This is a genomic window from Methanobacterium veterum (assembly GCF_000745485.1).
In the GTDB taxonomy this organism is placed as follows: Archaea; Methanobacteriota; Methanobacteria; order Methanobacteriales; family Methanobacteriaceae; genus Methanobacterium_D; species Methanobacterium_D veterum.
Genome location: NZ_JQJK01000009.1, coordinates 558,756 through 577,892, shown reverse-complemented (window position 1 = coordinate 577,892; position 19,137 = coordinate 558,756). Strand labels below are relative to the sequence as shown.

Annotated in this window: 17 protein-coding genes, 1 tRNA gene and 1 pseudogene; 12 read left to right on the top strand and 7 right to left on the bottom strand. The window is 35.4% G+C overall.

Translation table 11 applies throughout. The annotated features are described in order from the left end of the window. The 9 genes from EJ01_RS05930 to EJ01_RS17185 all read left to right on the top strand — a co-directional run. Window positions 1–1,058, top strand: a 1,058-nt coding sequence (locus EJ01_RS05930) for a transglutaminase domain-containing protein (protein WP_048192858.1), incomplete at its 5' end; no start/stop codon positions are given. A 299-nt stretch (window positions 1,059–1,357) separates the two neighbouring features. Next, on the top strand, window positions 1,358–1,912 hold the full coding sequence (locus EJ01_RS05925) for a helix-turn-helix domain-containing protein (protein ID WP_048082316.1): 555 nt from the start codon (window positions 1,358–1,360) through the stop codon (window positions 1,910–1,912). A 26-nt stretch (window positions 1,913–1,938) separates the two neighbouring features. After that, window positions 1,939–3,609, top strand: coding sequence for an AMP-binding protein (locus tag EJ01_RS05920; protein WP_048082315.1), 1,671 nt, complete (start codon window positions 1,939–1,941; stop codon window positions 3,607–3,609). A 114-nt stretch (window positions 3,610–3,723) separates the two neighbouring features. Continuing rightward, on the top strand, window positions 3,724–3,972 hold the full coding sequence (locus tag EJ01_RS05915) for a 4Fe-4S dicluster domain-containing protein (protein WP_048082314.1): 249 nt from the start codon (window positions 3,724–3,726) through the stop codon (window positions 3,970–3,972). Window positions 3,973–3,974: 2 nt separating this feature from the next. Continuing rightward, window positions 3,975–5,087: a 3-methyl-2-oxobutanoate dehydrogenase subunit VorB gene (locus EJ01_RS05910; RefSeq protein ID WP_048082313.1), complete on the top strand. Its 1,113-nt coding sequence runs from the start codon at window positions 3,975–3,977 to the stop codon at window positions 5,085–5,087. Between the two features lies 1 nt (window position 5,088). Then, the gene (locus tag EJ01_RS05905; protein WP_048082312.1) at window positions 5,089–6,516 is read left to right on the top strand and encodes a 2-oxoacid:acceptor oxidoreductase family protein; all 1,428 of its coding nucleotides are present in this window, start codon (window positions 5,089–5,091) and stop codon (window positions 6,514–6,516) included. A 193-nt stretch (window positions 6,517–6,709) separates the two neighbouring features. Further along, window positions 6,710–8,428, top strand: a complete 1,719-nt coding sequence (locus EJ01_RS05900) for a 2-oxoacid:acceptor oxidoreductase subunit alpha (protein ID WP_048082311.1) — start codon at window positions 6,710–6,712, stop codon at window positions 8,426–8,428. Further along, complete coding sequence (locus EJ01_RS05895; protein ID WP_048082310.1) at window positions 8,428–9,294, top strand: thiamine pyrophosphate-dependent enzyme; 867 nt, start codon at window positions 8,428–8,430, stop codon at window positions 9,292–9,294. Before EJ01_RS05900 ends, EJ01_RS05895 begins: the two co-directional genes overlap by 1 nt. A gap of 1,072 nt (window positions 9,295–10,366) precedes the next feature. Then, window positions 10,367–10,576: a hypothetical protein gene (locus EJ01_RS17185; RefSeq protein ID WP_169740437.1), complete on the top strand. Its 210-nt coding sequence runs from the start codon at window positions 10,367–10,369 to the stop codon at window positions 10,574–10,576. Window positions 10,577–10,865: 289 nt separating this feature from the next. Here EJ01_RS17185 and EJ01_RS05890 read toward each other — a convergent pair whose 3' ends face one another. The 3 genes from EJ01_RS05890 to EJ01_RS05880 all read right to left on the bottom strand — a co-directional run bounded on the left by EJ01_RS05890 (window position 10,866) and on the right by EJ01_RS05880 (window position 13,108). Continuing rightward, window positions 10,866–11,531, bottom strand: coding sequence for an ABC transporter ATP-binding protein (locus EJ01_RS05890; protein WP_048082309.1), 666 nt, complete (start codon window positions 11,529–11,531; stop codon window positions 10,866–10,868). A gap of 21 nt (window positions 11,532–11,552) precedes the next feature. Further along, the gene (locus tag EJ01_RS05885) at window positions 11,553–12,692 is read right to left on the bottom strand and encodes an ABC transporter permease (RefSeq protein ID WP_048082308.1); all 1,140 of its coding nucleotides are present in this window, start codon (window positions 12,690–12,692) and stop codon (window positions 11,553–11,555) included. Between the two features lie 122 nt (window positions 12,693–12,814). Continuing rightward, complete coding sequence (locus EJ01_RS05880) at window positions 12,815–13,108, bottom strand: hypothetical protein (protein ID WP_157203581.1); 294 nt, start codon at window positions 13,106–13,108, stop codon at window positions 12,815–12,817. A 140-nt stretch (window positions 13,109–13,248) separates the two neighbouring features. Here EJ01_RS05880 and EJ01_RS05875 point away from each other — a divergent pair, with 140 nt between their 5' ends. After that, window positions 13,249–13,563 carry a hypothetical protein gene (locus tag EJ01_RS05875; RefSeq protein WP_052375889.1) on the top strand — a complete coding sequence of 105 codons (315 nt, stop codon included), beginning with the start codon at window positions 13,249–13,251 and terminating at the stop codon, window positions 13,561–13,563. A 27-nt stretch (window positions 13,564–13,590) separates the two neighbouring features. Beyond that, window positions 13,591–14,379 (top strand): annotated as a pseudogene (uvsE, locus tag EJ01_RS17790) (UV DNA damage repair endonuclease UvsE). A gap of 220 nt (window positions 14,380–14,599) precedes the next feature. On the opposite strand, the gene EJ01_RS05865 reads toward uvsE, so the two are convergent. Continuing rightward, window positions 14,600–15,760, bottom strand: a complete 1,161-nt coding sequence (locus EJ01_RS05865; RefSeq protein ID WP_048081457.1) for a nicotinate phosphoribosyltransferase — start codon at window positions 15,758–15,760, stop codon at window positions 14,600–14,602. Window positions 15,761–16,095: 335 nt separating this feature from the next. Between EJ01_RS05865 and EJ01_RS05860 the strand changes: the two genes are divergently transcribed. Continuing rightward, window positions 16,096–16,205, top strand: a tRNA-Met gene (locus EJ01_RS05860). Window positions 16,206–16,328: 123 nt separating this feature from the next. Here EJ01_RS05860 and EJ01_RS16410 read toward each other — a convergent pair. The 3 genes from EJ01_RS16410 to EJ01_RS05845 all read right to left on the bottom strand — a co-directional run bounded on the left by EJ01_RS16410 (window position 16,329) and on the right by EJ01_RS05845 (window position 19,109). Then, a complete protein-coding gene (locus EJ01_RS16410; RefSeq protein WP_052375886.1) occupies window positions 16,329–18,251 on the bottom strand; it encodes a PP2C family protein-serine/threonine phosphatase in 1,923 nt (640 codons plus the stop codon). Between the two features lie 77 nt (window positions 18,252–18,328). After that, window positions 18,329–18,745: an ATP-binding protein gene (locus tag EJ01_RS05850; RefSeq protein WP_048081456.1), complete on the bottom strand. Its 417-nt coding sequence runs from the start codon at window positions 18,743–18,745 to the stop codon at window positions 18,329–18,331. 64 nt (window positions 18,746–18,809) lie between these two features. After that, window positions 18,810–19,109, bottom strand: a complete 300-nt coding sequence (locus tag EJ01_RS05845) for an STAS domain-containing protein (RefSeq protein WP_048081455.1) — start codon at window positions 19,107–19,109, stop codon at window positions 18,810–18,812. Window positions 19,110–19,137 lie beyond the last annotated feature (28 nt).

Genomic DNA, 19,137 nt, shown 5'->3' with positions numbered 1-19,137 from the left:
GAAATGTCTTAACAATAACCCTAAACAACAATTTAACCAAAGCAACACAATATGCAATAATACTAAACCCCGGAAGCATAACAGACTTAGCAGGAAACCCAATAAACGCATACGGCATCAGATTCACAACCAACGGCACAACATTCACCACAACACAAATTACCACAGCAGCAGCAAGCGTAAAATCATACATCGAAACCAACAACAAACTCCCAAACTATGTAACAATTGGTACAAACCAAATTACAATGCCACAATTCTTACAATTACTAGTCACAAGTCTACTGCAAATCAACAGCGGAACAAATACAGCCATATCCATAGGGAACGTGAGCAGCCCTACAAATTCAACTGGAGATTACATATACGGAAATATAAACCAGACAGAATTCCTTAAGATCGCTCAATCGATTAAATCATTTATAGATTCAAATGGCACAGCTCCTAGTTATGCATCAAGCTCTTTAGGAAAAGTTCAGTATGAAACTTTAATTTACATGTTTTCCAAAGTAGTCAACTACTACGGTACAAACAAAGTTTTACCAAATTATGTTTCAGTGGATTCCGCAGTTGCAAACCCTGGATCTTATTCCATACCCTCAGATTTACAGCAGTACCTTCAAGCAACAACAAACTGCCAGGTAACCAATTCACAAATCCACGCACTGGCAAAATCAATAACAAGCGGTAAATCATCGACATATGATAAAGCAGTGGCAATATTTAACTGGGTAAGGGATAATATTGGTTATTCATTCTATTACAACACCAAATATGGTGCAATTGGAGTATTATCTTCAAAAACAGCGAACTGTGTTGATACAGCTCACCTGTTAATCGCTCTTGAAAGGGCTGCAGGAATACCAGCGCGATACGAACATGTTTATGCTAAATTCTCAAGCGGTAACTGGTACGGGCACGTTATTGCACAGGTTTGGATTAACGGTAAATGGTATAATGCAGATGCAACCAGTTCAAGCAACACTTTTGGTGTTATAAATAGTTGGAACACTGCAACAGCTACAGTATACGGCACATATGCTACACTGCCTTTCTAGGCAAAGCATATGCATTTTTTTCTTTTTGATTTATTTTTGAATAATTCACTGCTTTTGGAACGTATTTTTAACAAATGATTTAGCTTGTTGAACTTTGGACTTAGCATAATTTACAAGTTAAATAAAAAAGTAAATCATCTGTGAGACGATCATTTATAAATATCAGTAAACATAAATTGTCATTAATAATCATTATATAATATAATAGTTACACTTAAATTTTTATCATTCTCAATTTTAAGTTACTTTGAAAATATTACACACTTAAAATATTCAGATTTCGAAGAGATGGTGTCAGCATGAACGAAAAAACAAAAGAAATAGGATCACGCATATTTGAACTTAGGGATTTATCAGAAATAAGTGCCGAAGAAATGGCGGAATACCTGAAAATTGATGTTGAAAAATACAGGGAATACGAAAGTGGGGCTTTAGATATTCCTGCAAGTATTCTGTATGAAATAGCACATAAACTAGGTGTTGATATGGGTCTGCTGCTTACTGGTGAAGAAACCAGAATGCACATTTTCACTGTTACAAGGAAAGGTAAAGGAGCAGCAGTAGAGAGGCGTAAACAGTACAAATATGAGAACCTTGCTGAAAAATTTATCCATAAAAAAGCAGAGCCATTTATTGTTACTGTCGATCCAAAGGATATGGATAAAGAACCTTCCAAAAATTCACATCCAGGACATGAATTTGATTATGTTCTTGAAGGGACTCTTAAGATCTACATTCACAATAATGAGCTCATTCTTGAGGAAGGAGATTCAATATTCTTTGATTCATCATATGAACATGCTATGGAAGCGTTGAACAATAAAACAGCTAAATTTCTTGCTATAGTAATGTAAAAAACCAGCAAAAAGAGGTAAAAATTATGTCTTCCTTATTAAACAAATTTGTTCCAAAGAGGGAATTTGAATCTTACGAAGATTTTAAAGAGAATTTTAAGATACATGTTCCAGATAATTTTAATTTCGCTTACGATGTTGTCGATGAATATGCAGAAAATATTCCAGATAAAATTGCAATGGTATGGTGCAATGATGAAGGTGATGAACAAGTTTTCACCTTTGCAGATATGAAATATTACAGTGATAAAGCCGCTAACTTCTTTAAAAAGTGTGGAATTAAAAAAGGCGATACTGTAATGCTTACACTTAAAGCGCGCTATGAATTCTGGTTCTGCATTATTGGCCTTCACAAAATAGGGGCAATAGCAATTCCTGCAACCCACATGCTAAGAGCTGAAGATATAGTATACAGAATAGAAAGTGCAGGACTTAAGATGGTAGTCTGTATTGCTGAAGACGGCGTTCCAGAATATTTCGATGAAGCAGATTCCGAACTAGATGATACAAAGGTTATAAAAGTTATAGTAGGGGATGAAGATAGAGAGGGATGGTTAAACTTTAGGAAAGAACTTGAAGAAAGTCCTCTTGAATTCAACCGCCCTACAGGCAATGATGATACGACAAATGATGATATATCTCTAATCTATTTCTCATCAGGAACTGTAGGCCTTCCAAAAATGGTTAAACATGACTTTACTTACCCTTTGGCCCATATAGTCACTGCAAAATACTGGCAAAATGTAGTGGAAGATGGACTTCATTACACAGTTGCTGATACTGGCTGGGGAAAAGCAGTTTGGGGCCAGTTATATGGACAGTGGATATCCGGCAGTGCCGTATTTGTATATGACTATGAACGGTTCGATGCTGCACATATGCTGGAGAAAGCCTCAAAATACGGGGTTACAACCTACTGTGCTCCACCAACTATTTACAGGTTCATGATAAAGGAAGATATGTCAAAATATGATTTTTCAACCCTGGAATATGCAGTAACAGCAGGAGAACCTTTAAACCCTGAAGTTTACAATAAATTCTATGAATTTACAGGTTTAACCTTAAGAGAAGGTTTCGGTCAGACAGAAACAGTTGTGTCTATCGCCAATTTCCCATGGATTAAACCAAAACCCGGTTCAATGGGAAAACCATCACCAATTTATGATATCATGATTGTGGATAGAGAAAATAAACCCGCAGATATTGGTGAAGAGGGAGAAATTGTCATTCGAACTGGAGATAAAAAGCCAATAGGACTGTTTGGAGGCTACTACCGCAACCCTCAAAAAACAAATGAAACATGGTACGATGGATGTTACCACACAGGCGATACTGCATGGATGGATGAAGACGGTTATCTGTGGTTTGTTGGAAGAACAGATGATATAATCAAAAGTTCAGGTTACAGAATTGGCCCATTTGAAGTGGAAAGTGCAGTTATATCACATCCATCAGTGTTAGAATGTGCCATAACTGGATTCCCTGACCCTGTAAGGGGACAGGTGGTAAAAGCCACAATCGTACTTACCAAAGATTATGAACCTTCAAAAGAATTAGAAAAAGAGATTCAAAATCATGTTAAAAATGTAACAGCACCTTATAAATATCCCCGTGTTATTGAATTTGTGGATGAACTCCCTAAAACAATAAGTGGGAAGATAAGAAGAGTTGAAATACGAAACAAAGATCATGAATAATTAGAATATATAAAATTACTAATTATTTTTTTTAATTTTAAATTTTTAAATCTCTCAAAAAGAATTTGAGAGTTAGTTTATTTAAATAATCTAATTAATTTAGAAGGATGTATTATGTCTAAATCAAGAAAAGAACCTTACCCTGTAATCAACGCTTTAGAATGTAAAGCATGCGAGAGATGTATTTTAGCATGTAGAACAGGTGCTCTAAAGATGAGTGATGAGGTAAATGAAAGAGGATACAGATACGCAGTTTATGAAGGCGAAGGGTGTACAGGATGTGGAGATTGTTATTATACATGCCCAGAGCCATTAGCTATTGAAATTCATATTCCAAAGAAAACTGAAAAGAAGGAGGATTGAACATGGCAACTCAACTTATAAAAGGAAACACTGCAATTATAATAGGAGCCATGTATGCCGGCTGTGACTGTTATTTTGGGTACCCAATCACACCCGCAAGTGAAATTCTTCATGAAGCTTCTAAATATTTCCCCGCTGTAGGAAGGAAGTTTGTACAGGCAGAATCAGAAGAAGCCGCCATAAACATGGTTTACGGCGGGGCTGCAGCAGGCCATAGAGTTTTAGGAGCATCTTCAGGCCCAGGTATGAGCTTAAAACAAGAAGGAATATCATTTTTAGCAGGAGCAGAACTGCCCTGCGTCATTGTAGATGTTATGAGGGCAGGCCCCGGACTTGGAAATATTGGGCCCGAACAGGGAGACTACAACCAGCTTGTAAAAGGTGGAGGCCATGGTAATTACAAAAACATAGTATTAGCGCCGAATTCTGTCCAGGAAATGTGTGATTTTACCATGGAAGCATTTGAAATTGCAGAAAAATGGAGAAATCCAGTTATAATCATTGCAGATGCAGTTCTCGGCCAGATGGTAGAACCACTTCAGTTCCCAGAAGAAGCAGTTGAACCTAAAATTGACACATCATGGGCAGTATGTGGAAATGCTGAAACAAAAAGTAATCTTGTTACATCCATATTCCTGGACTTTGACCAGTTAGAAGAATTTAACTATAAAATCCAGGAAAAGTACCAGAAAATACAGGAAGCAGAAGTTAAATACGATGAATACATGATGGATGATGCTGAAATAGTCATTGTATCCTATGGAATAAGCAGCAGAATATCAAGATCTGCTGTGGAAGCTGCAAGGAAGGAAGGTATTAAAGCAGGTCTTTTCAGGCCAAAAACCCTGTTCCCCTTCCCTGAAAAAGAACTTAAAAAAATCGCCAATTCCAAGAATCCCAAGTTCATATCTGTCGAAATGAGCAACGGGCAGATGCGTGAAGACATTAAAATGGCAATTGAATGCAAGGATGTAGAACTTGTAAATAGAATGGGCGGAAACATTATAGAACCCCGTGATGTTTTAAATAAAATAAAAGAAGTTGCGGGGATTGAAGGAAATTCCAAGAATTTCCTGAACGACAAAAATATTGAAAATATTTTTGGAGGGGAATAAAATGGAAGAAAAAATCATTAAAAAGCCGGAGTCCATCCTCGACACATTTGAAAGGAAAGGAGGCAGCGCACCCACAGCAACACATTACTGTCCAGGCTGCGGCCATGGGATTTTACACAAGCTCATTGGAGAAGCCCTAGATGAGCTCGAAATAGAAGATAGAGCCGTACTTATAAGCCCAGTAGGTTGTGCAGTATTTGCGTATTATTATTTTGACTGCGGAAATGTACAGGTAGCTCACGGAAGAGCTCCCGCTGTTGCAACAGGAATTACAAGGGCAGAAGATAATGCAATTGCAATGCTGTATCAAGGAGATGGAGATTTAGCCTCAATTGGACTTAACGAAACAATTCAAGCTGCAAACCGTGGGGAAAAACTTGCAGTCTTTTTCGTAAACAACACTGTTTATGGAATGACTGGAGGGCAGATGGCACCTACCACTCTCATTGGAGAAGTCACTGTAACCTGTCCTACTGGAAGAGATCCAAGATTTGCAGGTTACCCACTTCACATGTGTGAACTTCTAGATAACCTCAATGCACCCGTATTTATTGAAAGAGTTTCGCTTTCAGATGTTAAACACATAAGAAAAGCAAAAATAGCCGTTAAAAAAGCGCTCAGGATACAGAAAGAAAACAAAGGATATGCATTTGTTGAATTCCTTTCACCATGCCCAACTAACCTCAGACAAGACGCTCTCGGCGCGGAAAAATTCATTAACGAAGAGATGGAAAAAGAGTTTCCTCTTAAAAGATTTAGAGATAGAACTAAAGAAGTAGAACCTCTTTGCAGGGGTAAAAGTGACTTTTCAAAGGAATCACTCAACAAACTATTTAATATTGGAAGTGAAAGCACAGGAGCTGCCATAAATAACCCTGATTTTGGAGAAAAACGGGTTAAAATCGCAGGATTTGGTGGTCAAGGTGTTTTAAGTATGGGTTTAACCCTTGCAGAAGCAGGGATGAAAGCACAGCACTACGTATCATATTACCCTGCCTACGGACCTGAACAGAGAGGAGGATCATCCAACTGTGCGGTAATTATGTCAGGTGAAGTAATAGGTTCTCCAGTAGTTAATGAGGTTGATGTTCTTGTAGCTCTAAATAAACCTTCACTGGAAGAATTTGTAGGTGAAGTAAGAGATGGTGGTTTAATTATCTATGATTCATCAATAGGGTACTTTAAAGCCCCCGAAGGTATTGAGGCTATTTCTGTTCCTGCATTTAAGATTGCAAAAGAGCATGGAGTCAAAAGAGCGGGCAATACCGTTTTACTTGGAGTTTTAATGGCTCTTGGATACACTGAACTTCCAGAAGAAGTATTTAAAGATGCCATAAAACATACCTTCTCTAAAAAGCCAAAATTGATTCCAGTTAACCTCGAAATACTTGAAGCTGGAGCAAAATGGGTAAGGGATAATCTAAGTTAAATTTAATCCCTTTTTTTCTTTTTAATTTTATTTTATAAAATTTAATTTAAAATATCTTATTTTAAACTGTTATTTTTAGATTCTACATGATTAAACTTTTTAGATAAGGTAAATGCCAAAACTTAAGTAAAATTCAACCAATATATATTTACGATGAATTGCATGAATCTTATTACTTAAGTGGTGATAAACCATGTCTGAATCTTTAAAAGAAGATGTCTCCATAGTCCTGTGTGGTGAGGCAGGGCAGGGAATACAAACTGTCGAGGAAATACTTGTGCAGGCAGTCAAGCTCGGAGGATACAATGTTTTCTCCTCAAAAGAGTACATGTCACGAATAAGAGGTGGAGAAAACTCCACTGAAATAAGGGTATCCTCAAATAGAGTAATGACTTATGTTAACAGGATAGATATCCTCATTGCAATCAGCAGAGGAGCCATAGATCACCTTAAAGATAGAATATCTGATGACACAATTATAATGGGAGATGAAGACACTTTAAAAGATATAGAAATACCCTCCCTGATAAAAATTCCATTTTTAAAAACTGCTAAAGCTATTGGAGGGCCCATATTTGCAAACATCATTGCTGCAGGTGCGCTTTCAAGAATTTTAAATATAGACAAGGAAACATTTGATGAATGTATAAATGCCATGTTTGGACGGAAAGGCGAGAAAATACTGGAAGGCGACCTTAAAGCTGGTGAAGAAGGTTATAAAGTTGGAGAAGACATTATAAACTCTGGTAAATTCAATATTAACATTAAAAAAGACCCCCAAATACGAGATGAGCTTTTATTAAACGGCACAGAAGTAGTAGGTTTTGGCTGCATTGCAGGGGGCTGTAAATTCATGTCCTCGTATCCCATGACACCTTCTACCCCTCTTCAAACTTTCATTGCCGGAAATTCAACAGAATTTGGTATGATTTTTGAACAGGCCGAAGATGAAATAGCTGCAATAAATATGGGGCTAGGGGCCTCTTATGCCGGTGCAAGATCAGTTGTAGCAACTTCAGGAAGTGGATTTGCACTCATGAGTGAAGCTGTAGGACTATCAGGGATGATTGAAACTCCCCTAGTTATATACCTTGCCCAGCGCCCAGGCCCTGCAGTTGGGCTACCTACACGAACTGCACAGGAAGATCTTAAACTTGCCCTTTATTCTGCCCCAGGTGAAACTCCAAGGGCAATTTTTGCCCCCGGAAAATTCGAAGATGCATTTTATTTAACACACCATGCATTTAACCTTGCAGACAAACACCAAATCCCTGTTTTTATACTCTCCGACCAGTATTTTGCAGACATATACTACAATTTACCTGACCTTAACCTGGATGAAGTAAAATTCCAGAAATATATCGTTAAAACAGATGAAAACTACAAAAGATATGAAATAACTGAAAATGGAATATCTCCAAGAGGAGTTCCAGGATATGGAGATGGACTTGTAGTCGTTGATTCAGATGAACACGATGAAGAAGGGCACATAACCGAAGACCTCAATCTCAGAAATAGAATGGTAGAAAAACGCCTTTATAAAAAGCTTAAAGGAATTGAAGAAGATGTAATTCCTCCAGAACTTATAGGGCCTTCAGATTATGATATTCTGGCCATAGGTTGGGGCTCTACATATGGTGCTATAAAAGAGGCATTAGATAACCTGAAAAATGATAAAACTGCCTTTTTATATTTCAAGCAGGTTTATCCACTACACAGGGAAACTAAGAACTATCTTGAAAAAGCCAAAAAAACAATTATTTTTGAAAATAATGCCCAGGGGCAGTTTGCAAATCTCATAAAAATGGAAACTGGCTTTGAAATTGGTGAAAAATCACTGAAATATAATGGAATGCCTTTTTCAGTTGAAGAAGTTATAGAAACCTTAAAAAGCGTCACAGGGGGATTATAATGGATCCAAAAGTCTTTGATGTTCGAAATGCAGATGTTGCGTGGTGTCCTGGTTGTGGGGACTTTTCAATTCTCAGGACATTGAAAATGGCTCTTGCTGAGCTTGAAATAGATTCCCGCGAGCTTGTACTTGTATCTGGAATTGGTCAAGCCGGGAAACTTCCCCACTACCTTAAATCCAACACATATAACAGCCTTCACGGCAGGGCAGCTTCTCCTGCAACTGCAATAAAAGCCGTAAATAAGGGCCTTAAAGTGATAGTTACAACAGGTGATGGAGATATGTATGGAGAAGGTGGAAACCATTTCATGCACACAATCCGTCGAAATCCAGATATAACTACTATAGTGCACAACAACATGGTTTACGGTCTGACCAAAGGCCAAGCGTCACCAACCACTCAAAAAGATTTTAAAACACCGCTGCAGGTTGAAGGCGTATCTTTAGAACCTTTTAATCCACTATCTATTGCAATTGGCCTTGATGCATCTTTTGTTGCCAGGACATTTGCAGGAGATATGAATCATATGAAAGAAATCTTTAAAAAAGCAATTGAACACAAAGGATATTCCCTTGTCGATGTATTCCAACCCTGTGTTACATATAACAAAATAAATACATTCAAATGGTTTAAAGAAAATGTGTACTATCTTGATGACTCATATGACCCCCACAATAGGAGTGAAGCCTTCAAAAAAGCCATAGAATATCTTAAATTCCCACTTGGAGTTTTATACATTAATCCAAATAAAACACCTTATGAAGATATTTTAACAGTTTACAATGAAGAAGATACACCCTTATATGAAAGAGATGTCGATATGGAGAAATTAAAGAATCTCATTAGATCAAAAAGGAAAATCTAAAAATTATATTTTTATGAATAAATAAAGAATATTTAACAGAAAAGTTCTGATCAACCGCTCAAAAATCGAAGATTTTTGCCGGGATTGATCAAAAAAATCCGGCAGAATGATAGTTCTGCGGCCCGAAAAATCGAAGCTGACAAAAACAAAGTTTTTGTCGCCCACGAACATGAAATGTTCGGGGCCGAGGAAATGTAATTTCCTACGGCGTCAAAATTGAAAATTTTGACAGATTTTTCGACGGCCTCGCGAAAAAGCAAGTCAAGCAAAAACTACGTTTTTGCTGCCTGCAAAACTGAAAGTTTGCAAATCTTTGATTTGCAACATCGAAAATCTACGATTTTCGAAAGTTTTGCGATTCGGGAAACTTCGTTTCCCTCAACGTCAAAATCGAAGCTTGCGAAACTTTGTTTCGCGCTCCAAACCCTTCGGGTTTGAGAGATTTTGACAGTTTTCGCTGCGGAAAAAGAAACCAAATTACAACATTAAATATCTTATGAAAAACAAAGCAAAATAACTTATAATAAAATTTAAACAATTTCTATGCAACGAAAACTTTAAATTAGATAAAAATTAACGTATGACGCCCATTTCAAGAGTGGCCGTGTAGCTGGCACAAATTTTGTTTTTGCGAGGAATTAACAGATTTAACACCCAATTAAATGGAGTATGTTAAAAGTTATTCCTTATAAGATGATATGCATAACACTTAAAGTCCACCAAAAGAACATAGCCCCCATACAGAAATGACTTATCAACTATTAGTCCTACTTACAAGCAGAACTTTTAGTGGATAATAGATAACACGCTTCTCGTAGGATTTCAAACTACCATACATTTTTATATGGACAGGAATTCACACCTAATTTTAGATCTCAAAAAAATGAAATTAGGAATGTTGCAAAACTTGGAATGGAATTATAAAGATGAGAATCTATTGTTTAACTGGTTTTCGGAACGAAACTTGAGTTTAAATACGCAAGATGTTTACATTTATGCATATAATTGAAATTTTACTGCTTTGTAATATAGTCGTATAACGACCGAAGGCGAAAAGCAAATATCATTAAAGTTGTCAGAAAGACAATTAAAAGAACTGCGAAACTACGCAGAACAAACCGGAGAAAACCCCATCAGCTACCACATAAGACAAGCCATAACCAATACCTACAACAACAAAAAGGAAAGTGAAAAAAGGTTAATGGTAGTGATACTAAGACGGGTAGTCTGGCTGAGTTTAAAAAATAGTTTAGAGCAGAGTATGGTGATCATGTGCAAGTGAGTCGACGGGATATTAGTCATTTTATCATGAATAGGTATGGCGTTCATGATTCGAGGTCTATTAAGAATCGTATTGATTTTTTAATAGCACAAGCTGTTATAATGCCTTTTGCTCCGAATGTATATAATATTACTCAACTCTAAGGTGTGGCTTCTAGTTTGATTTTGTAGGTGAGACACTTCTCCTTATCAGGAACACACAATGGAGTGACTTAATTCTCTTCGTTCATGACAATAAGTTTTAAAATTTTGCATGTACTACAATAAAATGGGCTATCAATTTTTATCAATTATCCATTTGCTATTTTTCCATCTAAAATATTAACGATTCTTCCAGCCTGTTGTGCTATGTTTGGATCATGGGTTATGATTATTAAGGTAATATTTTCTTCTTTGTGTAAATCCTTCAGTAATTGTAGAATTTTCTGAGAATTATCAGAATCTAAAGAACCTGTTGGTTCATCAGCAAGAATGATGGATGGATTGTTAACAAGTGCTCGTGCAACAGCAATTCTTTGTCTTTCACCACCAGACAACTTTTTAGGAGAAAATTTAGCTTTATCTTCCAAACCTACTTTTTTCAATAATTTGGAAGCTCTTTTTTCTCTTTCATCTGATGAAATTTTTAATTCATAGGTTGGAAGTTCAATGTTCTCAAGTGAAGACAACATAGGAAGAAGGTTGTGTAGTTGAAAAACAAAACCAATGGTTTCACTACGGAAATTACTTAAATCTTTCTCTAATAAAAGATCATGACCATCCACAACAATCTTCCCGTTGTCTGATCTATCCAACGAACCAATCATATTCAACAGTGTTGATTTACCAGAACCCGATGGACCCATAATGGCTACAAATTCACCTTCTTCAATTGTTAAATTGATACCATCTAACGCTTTAACATTCCCATTCTCATAATATTTTGATAAATTTTCAATCTCGACGACATTAACCATGTAAATCACAACCCGCTATTATTATTCCTCCTTTACAGCTTCAGCTGGAGATAATCTACTTGCCCTAATAGCAGGTAATAATGCACCTGACAAAGCCATGACAACAACAATCATAAACGTATTTAAAAACGTTTTAAATGACAAGGTTCCCAAGAAGTTAAAGAAATCAATCCTATAAAAAGGATGCATCAGATATATAGCAAAAGTTATTAAAATTGCAATTATCGAAGCAAATATAAATGAAACTATGGATATTATGAACGTTTCACTCATTACCATTGCAAAAATTCTCCTCGATTTCCAACCTATCGCCTTTAAAACACCAATTTCTCGTGTTCTATCACCAACGGACTTCATCATAATAATTAAAGTCAATAAAATCCCTATTATCGTTGGAACAAATATAAATATTATTTTATTTACCAACTCTTGATAGTTGTAATCTTTTTCTCCTTCTTCAGTAGGACCCATAATACTAATATTTTCATTAATATATTGATTTTTTAAATCTTTGGTAATTTCTATATTATTTACACCTTCTTTAGTTTGAATAAGAATTTCTTCAACAGACCCGTTTTTATAATCTATAGGTAAATTATATAATGTTTCAAATTCTTGAACATTTTTTAACGAAGTGTAAAATTTATCATCATTCTTACTTATTTTAATAGTTACTCCAACGATTTTATATTTATTTTTATTAATAAAAACATATTCTCCAACCGTTTTATTTAACTTCGCAGCAATATCGTTAGATAACACTACTTCTTTTTCATTATCATTAAATTTTCTGCCATTAGCAAGCATCATTTTCATGAAATCTGTATCCGATGAATTAACACCCATCACAGTACCATTAATACCCTCAATATCGCACCTACCACTAATTAACCCAACTACATTTTCAATACGATTATCTTTTTTTAGCTCATCTATTAAACTTTCACGTATGGGTAGTGAAGCTTGAGTAATATTATTCTCAGATCCTACTATCAATATATCCTCATTAGGTATGAATTTTTCATTCAATCCCTGGCTTGTTTGTATATTAATTGCAAAAAAAAGAATTATTAATATTGGTATGGATATGCCTAATAATTGATATAGAGTTCTTGATTTTTTTCTAAATGAACTTTTTAAAATAAACTTTTTAAATGACATGATATACTTCCTCATTTGAAAATTTGAGATCCGCTGCCCAATTCTGATAACAATATATTAAATCTGTTATAATGCTGAAAAAATAGGATCTTAAAAATAGAGTGTTAATATATTAATTAACACTACCAAGAAACACCTATTCCCCCATCACTTCTCATATAAAAACCCAACACAGAAGGCACATAATTCCAAGCTATATCTGTATTTGGGTTAAACCATCCCAACGGGTTTATATACATTCTCCTCCAACCATCTGTTATAATTCTCTGGTGATGGTTGGTACCGAAGTCCCAATTCATAGTCTGCTGTCCATTCCCATTAAATAGTTTTAAATTACCTTGACAATTATGAGTATAGATCGTTGAGTAGTGAGCCGCAGCGACCGCATTTACTGAGCACAATAGTACAACAATCATTAACACTATCAAAGCATTTTTTTTAAACATTTATATTCACCTCTCCATTTTTTTTATTATCTTATTACAGACTTAAAAACTTAGATCTATTTAAACTGTTGGTTATTACATAAACCGTACTGTCAAAAACGTGAGATTGGTTGTCAAAAAGAGGATATTCCCTTGTTGATGTATTTCAACCCTGTGTTACATATAACAAAATAAATACATTCAAATGGTTTAAAGAAAATGTGTACTACCTTGATGACTCATACGATCCCCATGACCGGAGTGAAGCCTTCAAAAAAGCCATAGAATATCTTAAATTCCCGCTTGGAATTTTATATATCAATCCCAATAAAACACCTTATGAAGACATTTTATCAGTTTACTGGGAAGAAAAAACTCATTTATATGAAAGAGAAGTTGATATGGATAAATTAAAGGCCCTCATTGAGTCAAAAAGAAAAATTTAGCCCATAATCTAATCTTGGAGCAGTCCAATGAAGATAGGTTATACTGCCCTAAACTGGACAATAGAATGCAGTGGGGCAAAAACATTTCGTTTAAAATCATATTCACATGAAAAACTCATTGAAACAACACAAAATAATCTAGAATGTCTTCTCAAGATGTTAAAGTTCAACGTTGAGAATGATTTACTCTTTTTCAAGATTACTTCGCGACTTATTCCTTTTGCATCCCATCCAATAATGGATTTTGACTGGAAAAAGTATTTTAAGAATAATTTTAATGAAATAAGTGAATTTATCCATGAAAATGGTATAAGAATTTCAATGCACCCTGTTCAATTCGTTGTAGTTAATTCTAATGACACTGATGTTTTTGAAAGAGGATTAAATGAACTTAAATACCACAGTGAAGTTTTTGACATCTTAAATCTTGACAGCACCGCCAAAATGCAGGTACATGTCGGGGGAGTTTACAGCAATAAAGAAAAGAGTATGGAAAGATTTATATAACGGTACCAAAATCTGGATAAAAACATAAAAAGAAGACTGGTAATAGAAAATGACGAGAAAAGTTATAACCTTTCAGAATGTCTGGAAATAAGTAACCAAACCAAAATTCCTGTTTTATTTGATTATTTTCATCATGAACTCAATAACACCGGCGAAGACCTTGAAGGATGTTTTGAAAACTTTACAAAAACATGGAAAACTAAAGAGGGATTACCTTTAGTTGATTACAGCTCCCAAAATCCAGAGAAAACTAAAGGGACTCATATAAAATCAATAGATATAGATCATTTTAAAAATTTTTTAAAATAAACAAGGAATTTTGATTTTGATATAATGCTCGAGATAAAAGATAAAGAAACGAGTGCTTTAAAAGCCGTAGACATTTTGAAATATGATAACCGGTTTAATAAATAAAAGATAGATACATTAAAGAATATTATCAAATCGAAAAGAGGATTAAATAAGTTATAACTTGCCCCTCAATTTTTACTGCTGTTGGCTGGAAAATACGCAAATTCATCCGAAAAATCTATAGATCTTCAACGTTCTCTAATTGCTCCAGAACATATTCCCTGATTTTTCCAGGACCTGGCAGTTCTTGAATAACTTTATGACTTTCTATGAATGGATAAATAATGTCTTCATACCTTCCGCCGCATTCACATATTTCAGATTCTTTTTTAAATGGTAAAATTAAGTCTTTACCGCATTTTAAGCATCTAAGGACCCGTTTTGCCCCAGAAAATTTACCTCTTTTAGCTACAGGTTCTCTATTCAGCTCCACTATGTCCATTGAAAAGTCAACGACCTGCGCATTACTGATAGATGTCCCAATTCCATAGCCCTCTACCAGTTTATTCAAACTTTGTACTTCATTTTCCTGAATTCCCCCGCTGACAAAAAATTTAACACTGCCGAAACCTCTTAAGTCCAGTTCCCATCTCGCTTCTTCAAGAATACGGTAAAAATCCCCCCGTCTTGAAGAAGGGGTGTCAAAACGTACTGCATAAAGTTTTTCTCCCATTGCTTCTGCAACGTTCAAGCATTCGAACTTTTCATCGTTGAATGTATCAATAAGTGCCACTCGATTGACACTGGGATCTATAACATCATCAAAAGCTTTTATGGATTCTACCGTAGAACCAATGCAGATCACCAAGGCATGAGGAATAGTTCCTAAAGGGTCTTCCCCTACGATTTCTCCACTTTTGATGACTGAAACTCCGTCGCATCCCCCAATATAAGCGCTCCTTTCTATCATAGGTGCAATTACAGGATGCATCCTCCGAGCGCCGAAACTCATTACCAAACGTTCCCCTGCCAATTTTTTATACCTCGCAGCTTTAGTTGCAATGCCCGTGGCCTGACATAAAAGCCCCAGTATGGCAGTTTCATAAACACAGAAATCTTGATAGTTACCCTCTATTTCCAGCACAGGTTGGTTAGGATAGAAAATTGTTCCTTCCTTCATGGCCCTTACATTTACAGGCAGGTCTTTTAAAAGGTTAATAACTTCTTCTAAACCTGCTAAAACTGCCCATTCATACCCTTCAGGTAAACTTTTGGCAGCAAATTCTGCTTTGACCCTGCAGTTAACGTCTTTCTGTTTAAGAATTTCCAGAGTCCTGTTAAAATATACATCAGTGACCTTACCATCCATAATTTCATTTTCTTCAGCAACATGAAACATACATTCCACCAAACCAGTGCAATAATTGTAACGTTTTTTAATTTATTTGAGTTTAAACATCTTAAAGATAAATATTTAAATTTATGCCATTTAAAGGTTAATCCTCAACTTTTCAAAATATAAGTCCTTAGAGGCTTCCAATTATTGATAATCAAGACTAAAAAAATTTTCAATAAACAATTAAATTAATCTAAAATTAAATTCAATAATTAAATATTTAATTTTAATAAAAGAAATAATGAAATAAGAACATAAATAAAGTATAATAAAATTTCAACAATTTCTATGCCAGCGAAAACTTTAAATTATATGAAAAATAATGTAGGATAAGCCACGCCGGGGTGGCTCAGTTGGTTAGAGCGCACGGCTCATAGGGTATTTAAGCAGTGCTCTGACTTTTTCCTGGGATACCGTGAGGCCGCGGGTTCGAATCCCGCCCCCGGCACTTAAACTCACAATCCAGGACAAATTTTATTTTCTTATACAATTTCTAAATTCTAAAAATTAAAATTCTATTTTTCTAAAAATTAATTTAAAGATTATATTTCGCCCAAAATTAACTCAAAAATTATTTTTTATATTCCATAACAAGCATTGTTATATCATCAAACTGCTCCCTTTCCCCTGCAAAAACATCAACTTTTTCTTTAACATAGGAAACTAATTCTTTAAGGCCTATATCCTTTTTATCATTCATAATTTGCAGTAAACGGGAATCCCCAAATAATTCATCATTAATGTTGCTGGCTTCTGTTACGCCGTCAGTATATAAATAGACCCTATCCCCAGGTTCCAGTGCGATTGCATTTTGATGGTAATTGATATCTTCCATACCTGCCAGAACAAATCCCGGCTTTGATTTGAGCCAAACATAATTTTTACCTGCATGTTTTAGCAATGGAGGGTTATGGCCCGCATTAACATAGGTAAACTTACCAGTTTCAATTTCTAGAATACCCATCCACGCGGTTACAAACATGTTTTCATCATTTCCTTCGCACAACTGATTATTAACTGCCGTAAATACTTCTGCAGGACTTTTTCCAAGCTGTGCATGGTTTTTAATCAACGTCTTTGCAACTACCATAAACAGCGCCGCAGGTACTCCCTTTCCAGAGACATCTGCAATTACAATTGCCAGATGGCCTTCATCTATTAAAAAGAAATCATAAAAATCCCCGCCAACTTCCTTTGCAGGTATATTCATGGCATAAACATCGAATTCATTTCTTTCAGGAAAAGCCGGGAATTTACGAGGCAGCATATCTTCCTGTATTTTTTTTGCAACGTTCAGCTCCGTGTTGATCCTTTCTTTTTCAGCGGTGACACTTTTAAGGTTTTTCACATAAATTTCAAGGTCCATTGCCATTTTTTGAAAAGAAGCCGCTAAAATTCCTACTTCACTTTTTTGAGCTGTATACTGTTCACATTTTGAGATGATAGCATCGTTGTTTCTTATTCCACCCGAATCACTGACATAATTTTTTACAATATCCGATATGGACTCTATTGGCGTGGAAATATTCCTTTCTATATACCACAAAAATGCAATGGACGCAATATAAAAAACAGAAAGGATTAATGTAATATTTAAATATACAGAATCCCAAAACTGCAGGTTAGTCATCGCTGAAACTATGAAAAGAGACCTTATTCCAGTTAATATTGCAATAATTGCCCCCATAATGATAAAAATTACAATTAAGTTTTCTGTTAAAGACATTTTTATTTCAGTTGCCCTTTCCCTTATTTCACTGGTAATTGGCCTGAAAACATAGATTAAAACCAATGAATAAGTTATAACTCCTGCAATCCATCCCCATATATTCGGATCAGTGAATGCAGAATAAATACCGTTCCCAATACTAATTACAACAACCAGCACTGCTATTAAATCAAATATTTTAGGCGGTACTCTTGTTTTCTTTACCTTTTTTGGTTTATACATCGAAATACCATAGAAATTAGCCCCAATAAGGATCAGGGTCCCGAACATTATGGAAAAATCGAAGTTGTTGACAGCAAATATCAACGTGGTCAAAGAAACCAGATCATACAAGCCCAATCCATCCATTAAAAATCCAAGCAGTCCTGCCATAACGGCAGCATTTATAAACATGATTACTACAAACTTTACCAGATGTTTAACCGTGTCTAATCTAGGCAAAGTGGTTGTTTCGTCCCAGTTCAACGTGTACCACAACTTGTAAGGAATATATGCGTATAAAAATTGTATAAAAAAGCTTATACCATAAATCTCAGGGGATGAACCTGCCGCCAATTCAGATACAGAATATCCAATCGCTACCCCTGCTGCACCCCATACTCCAAACATCAGGCCCAATACAGGAGGTAGTGCACTGGCAGGGCCTAATTCAGATATTGGGATCCCTGGAAAGAAATAATGAAAAATAAACTTCATAATAAATATAACAGCACTGCAGAGGGCAAGTAATATGACTTTTGATTTAATATTCTCTAAATTCTTCATTTTAATCTCTCTAATGTGCCTGCTGATTTATAGAGAAGTCCTGCTGAAAAAATTAAATTGCACTTTTTAATCCGTATTTAAAAATCATTTAATTTCTTTTGGATGGTCAAAATATTCTTTCCATCACAGTATCTGTACGAAATATCATCTACATTCTTTTTTATAAGGAAAATTCCAAGCCCGCCAATTTCCTTTTCCTCGGCATTTAATGAAATATCTGGATCTTCATTTTCTAATGGATTATACTGCTTACCATAGTCTATAAACTGCATTGTAACTTTTAGAGGGCTTTCACCTACATTACAGCAAATTATAACCTCTCCTTCTTCCAATCCATAAGCATAGTTTACGATGTTCACATATGCTTCTTCAATTGAAAGTTCCAGCTGCAGTCTTGCTTTCATAACATAATCTACAGAGTCCAGCTGGTCACCTAAGAAATCCATCACTTTCTGCAGGTTTTCTATTTTTGCAGGTACTGTTAATTTATTCATAAATACCCATCTTTTTTGTAATTACACCAAATACAATATTATATAAACTTCCAGCTTATTTAATTCATTCATTAATGGTTAAAATGCTTGAAAATCCAGTAGCTTCAAATATTTCCATAATTAAATCGTTTACGTTTTCAATTGCCATATTTCCCTGTTTATTCATTATTTTCTGCGTTGAAAGGACCACACGAAGCCCTGCACTTGAGATATATTTTAAGTCTTCAAAATCTAAGACCAGATCTGTCACATTTGGAAGATCTTTTTTTAATTCTTCCTCTAATTCGGGTGCTGTGTTGGTGTCTAACCTGCCGTTTAATTTAATTGTCAACTTATCTTCTTCTAATATTTTATCTATGTCCATGATTTATTCCACCTGTAATTTAGTTAAT